Below are 4,527 nucleotides of genomic sequence, written 5' to 3' on the forward strand. Positions count from 1 at the left end.
CACGGGGTCTCCACGAGTTCGACGCCTGGGCCTCGACCTTCGGTGACACCACCACCGAACTCGAACTCCAGCCCTCCGGCCGATACAAGCCGGTGAGCCGGTTCGCGAGCTTCGTCAACGTGCCCGAGCTGATCGCGATGTTCCGGTCCTTCGCCGACGTCGTGCTGCCCGAGGACCTGCGACGGTACGTGAAAGTGCCGGCGATCACGACGGGCAAGCGGCAGATCCTGACCGCCAAGCCGACGGCGGCCTTCAAGCGCTACCAGACGGTGCTCGATGCTCGGATCAAGGCGATCGAAGAGCGTGACCGTCCGGCCGAGCCCGGCGACGACATCCTGCTTTCGGTCATCACCGACGGCCGGCACGCGGCGATCGATCTGCGCCTCGTCGATCCCGACAACGACGACGAGCCGGAGAACAAGCTCAACCTCCTCGTCGCCAACGCCTTCCGCATCTGGCGGGAGACGGGGGAGAATGCCTACGTCCGCCCCGACGGCAAGCCTTACGAGCTCGCCGGCGCTGCGCAGATGATCTTCTCCGACCTCGGCACGATCGCGGTGGAGAAGACCCGTGGCTTCTCGGCCTACCGCTGGATCCGTGATGAACTCGTGCGTCTCGGCGTGCCGGCCGCCGAAATCGCCTTCATGCAGGACTACAAGAAGTCGGAGGCGAAGCAGCGCCTGTTCGGTGACGTGCGCGCCGGCAGGGTCCGTTTACTGATCGGCAGTTCGGAGACGATGGGAACTGGGGTCAACGCCCAGCTCCGACTGACGGCGCTCCATCACCTCGACGTGCCTTGGCTCCCCTCCCAGATCGAGCAGCGTGAGGGGCGGATCGTTCGGCAGGGCAATCAGCACGACGAGATCGACATCTATGCCTACGCGACCGAGGGATCACTCGACGCCACCATGTGGCAGAACAACGAGCGCAAGGCCCGCTTCATCGGCGCGGCACTCTCCGGCGATACCTCGATCCGCAAGCTGGAGGATCTCGGCGAAGGGCAGGCCAATCAGTTCGCCATGGCCAAGGCGATTGCCTCCGGCGACCAACGCCTGATGCAGAAGGCCGGGCTCGAGGCGGACATCGCACGATTGGAACGTCTGCGCGCCGCCCACGACGACGACCAGTTCTCCGTCCGTCGGCAGATCCGCGATGCCGAGCGCGACGTCGAGCAGGCGACCCGCCGCATCGCCGAAATCGGTGAGGACATCGCTCGTCTGGTGCCGACGGCCGGCGATGCGTTCGCCATGATGGTGGCGGGGGAGGTCTTCACCGAGCGCAAGGCCGCCGGCCGCGCGCTGATGAAGGAGATCCTCACCCTCGTCCAGCTTCGGCAGGAGGGCGACACCGTCATCGCCTCGATCGGCGGCTTCGATGTGGAGTTCCGTGGCGAGCGGTTCGGGGGGGATGGTTTCCGCACCACGATCATGTTGCTCAGGACCGGCGCCGACCACGAGGTCGAGCTGCCGCTGACCGTCACGCCGCTCGGGGCGATTGCCCGGCTCGAGCATGCGGTCTCCGGCTTCGAGGAGGAGCGGGAACGGCAGCGTCGCCGGTGCGACGAGGCGAAGGGCCGTCTCGCCTCCTACCAGTCGCGACAGGGCGGGACGTTCGCCTTCGCCGAGGATCTCGCGGACAAGCGGCGGCAACTCGCTGACATCGAGAGGACGCTGGCGGCGGAGGTGGAAGGAGCGCCGATGTTGGCCGCTTGACGAGGAATGCTGAAGCGGTGGCGTTGACGTCAGTCGACTCAAAGCGGGCGATTAATATCGCCGGAATGGATCGACAACTTTATTGCCGTGGTCCTATTTCCCGTGCTTGAGCTTGAACGCTTCAAAGCTCGAATAAAGTGCATGACCTTTCGCTGCATTGCTTCTGCCGAGGCGCGTCTTCGCGATGCTCTGCTGGAGATATGCGCAGAGGTCTGCGAAGCGATCACGGCTGACCAGTTCCCATTGCGACCCGAACTCCCGTTTGATGGTCGCGTAGATGACCGCAGGCTTGAACTGACCGGTCCGGGAGGTATCGCTTTTCGCGAACTCGATATAGCGTTCGATGAGATGTTTCACATATCGCCGCGCATCGCCATCGGCGCCGATCGATCCGGGTGGCGGATTGATCTTTGTCGTCCCCCGCGTGGACTTGACGACCAGGGTTCCCGCCTGAATGGCCCCGGGGCTGTTGATCGCAATATTGCCTTGGTTGTCGTTGATGACCACATCACGCAGCTTCCCCAACAGTCCTCCCGCGAAAATCCTGTCCGAAGGGCGCTCGGGACCGTCGAGGTTCGCTATGGCCTGCGCCTTCATCTCCTGCAACACCCCGACGGTGTAGGCCGCAGGCTGGGCGTCGATGACGCGGTGATGCGTAGGGCAAAGCAGCAATAGATTGTCATAGCCTTGCCGCTGTGCTTCGCTCTGGTTGCGGTCATGGCGCGGCCCGCGCGCATTGCGGGCCCTGATGTGACAGATCTCGCCGATGATCTCCCCGCTCTCGAGGACGAGCGGCGTTTCGCACCCCGGAAAGGCGCATCGACGTCCTGACTCGATGAAGAGCCGCTTGATCGTCGGGAGGGACGGCTCAGCCATGGCGCCCTCCGGCCCACAAAAGAGACGATGCGGTCGAGCTTGACGGTCTCGGGCGCCAGGATCGGAGCGAACTGCCGCTGCTTCCAGGCGAAACAGTTGGTTGAGCAATAGAAACTCGCAAAATTGATCCTCGCTATTGCTACTGTCCGTACAACGGGATCCCATCACTTCGCTGGGGCATCGAGCTTTTCGGCCAGCCAAGTCCTGATGAGCGACTGATACGGCACGTCGCGCTTGTTGGCGGCGATCTTGATCCGCTCCAGAAGCGCATTCGGCAATCTCTACGAGATCGAAGTCGAAGACGGCTTCATGTTCGGAAGACGCACACGTGCAGCCTTGCTCCAGTCGATGTGGTCGACGGAATCGTGGCTTTCCCAATAGGCCCTTTCTTCCGCTTCGGAGCGGAACTCGGGCGCAGGCTGATATTTCTTGGCCATGGGTGCCCCCCTCCCATCGGCTCATGTCGGATGTGGGATCCCTCGGATCTTACTCTCTGCTCCCCGGGTCGTCGAAGGCCGCGTCGGCCATCAGCGGCGAACGTCGCCGGAAAGCCTGCCTTCGTCGTCGATCAGGACGAGACGGGCAGGGGCGACATCGCCCCAGCGCCACAGCACGAGGTTGAGGTCGTCGTCGCCCATGCCCGCGGCGAAGCTTCGCACCAACAGCCCCTGGAAACCTGCCGTGATCAAGCGGCGGGCGAAGCCCTGTGTGCGTGCCTCGCCGGTCGCCTTCATCTCGTCACGCCACGTCGGCGCGGCGAGGGCCGCCGGATCGTTTCCTTCGCTGGCGAGTGCCGCAGGATCACGCGCATCGAAGATCGCTTCGATCTCGGCATCGTAGGCGACCAGCGTCGTCGGCTGAAGGTTGCCGACCTGATTGGCCTCGCGCAAAGCCGTCACAGGAGAGAGCGAGGCATAGAGTGCCGGTGTGCCCTTGGGATTGAACCGCCCCCCGTAGAGGGCTGCCCCGCGACCGGAAAGCGGTTCGCGGGCGTGGATCGGGTTCAGAGCCCGGTAGAGCTTGCCACGGTAGGAGATCGACATCAGGCGTGGACGCCGGCGTCCACGGCGTCGACGTAGTCGAGCACCTCGTCGGCCCGCCCACTGCGGACGAGCTGCATCGCCGTCTGCCCGGAGAACCCGGCAAGCGGCTCGGAGCGATACCAGGCATAGGCGAGCAGGGCCGACCCGAACCGCGGTTCGACCTTGTTCAGAACCTCGACCATCTCGCGCAGTCGTCGCTGGGTCTTGTCGGAGCGGATCCGAGCGACACGCTGAACGGCATCCCGACCGAGACCTGCGGTTCGAGCGACATCCTCGCTCGTCGTCCGCAGAGCCGTCGCGATCTTGCGTGGAGCGAAGAAGCCGCCCTCGGCGTACTGAACCAAGCCCATGTGCTCTGCCTTCCGGTGCCGATCTGATAGACGCAATATAGCGTCAAAATCCGCGTGTTTCAATGTGAAGAGGTGAGAACGAGAAAAGGGAAGGAAACCCTCCTCGCGGATCGGCCGGTTCGGCGCCGCTGGCGCTCAACCGCCGCGATCGCGATCCCGGCCCGCCGTCTCGTCGCAGGGCGCTTCACGCCCCGCTCGGCCTGCCGGGCAGGGCCGCTCCGCCGCGGTTGCCCCGCCCCGACCGCTCCGCCGGGTCGTGGGGGTCTTCGGATGAGAAGACGAGAAAGGGTTCGCGGACCGCGAGCCCGGCAACCCGATGAAGGAGCTTCCCCCATGCAGATCGTCAAGGTCGATCCCCGCGCGCTCGTCGAGAACCCCGACCGGATGCGTCGGACCCAGTCGAGCCCGCAGGCCGATGTGCTGTTGCTCGCGACCATCCGGGCCGTCGGCATCATCCAGCCGCCGATCGTCTCGCCGCAGCGCGACGGCGGCAACGGTTGGGTCATCGACGCCGGACATCGCCGCGTCGCCCAGGCGATCGCCGCC

4 protein-coding genes and 2 pseudogenes are annotated in these 4,527 nt (G+C 64.9%); 2 read left to right on the top strand and 4 right to left on the bottom strand.

Annotated features, from left to right (window positions below):
- Window positions 1–1,712, top strand: a pseudogene (locus tag J3S89_RS02005) (lactate dehydrogenase); the annotation flags it as partial.
- Between the two features lie 93 nt (window positions 1,713–1,805).
- Here J3S89_RS02005 and J3S89_RS02010 read toward each other — a convergent pair.
- The 4 genes and pseudogenes from J3S89_RS02010 to J3S89_RS02025 all read right to left on the bottom strand — a co-directional run bounded on the left by J3S89_RS02010 (window position 1,806) and on the right by J3S89_RS02025 (window position 3,981).
- The gene (locus J3S89_RS02010) at window positions 1,806–2,588 is read right to left on the bottom strand and encodes an HNH endonuclease signature motif containing protein (protein WP_217925809.1); all 783 of its coding nucleotides are present in this window, start codon (window positions 2,586–2,588) and stop codon (window positions 1,806–1,808) included.
- Between the two features lie 164 nt (window positions 2,589–2,752).
- Window positions 2,753–3,025 (bottom strand): annotated as a pseudogene (locus J3S89_RS02015) (BrnA antitoxin family protein).
- A 90-nt stretch (window positions 3,026–3,115) separates the two neighbouring features.
- Entirely contained in the window at window positions 3,116–3,625 is a 510-nt protein-coding gene (locus tag J3S89_RS02020; RefSeq protein ID WP_217925812.1) for an RES family NAD+ phosphorylase, read from the bottom strand.
- 5 nt (window positions 3,626–3,630) lie between these two features.
- The gene (locus J3S89_RS02025) at window positions 3,631–3,981 is read right to left on the bottom strand and encodes an antitoxin Xre/MbcA/ParS toxin-binding domain-containing protein (RefSeq protein ID WP_217925810.1); all 351 of its coding nucleotides are present in this window, start codon (window positions 3,979–3,981) and stop codon (window positions 3,631–3,633) included.
- 333 nt (window positions 3,982–4,314) lie between these two features.
- Between J3S89_RS02025 and J3S89_RS02030 the strand changes: the two genes are divergently transcribed.
- A partial coding sequence (locus tag J3S89_RS02030) for a ParB N-terminal domain-containing protein (protein WP_217925811.1) occupies window positions 4,315–4,527 on the top strand: 213 nt, incomplete at its 3' end.

Source organism: Pinisolibacter aquiterrae (genome assembly GCF_019160155.1).
Taxonomy (GTDB): Bacteria; Pseudomonadota; Alphaproteobacteria; order Rhizobiales; family Ancalomicrobiaceae; genus Pinisolibacter; species Pinisolibacter aquiterrae.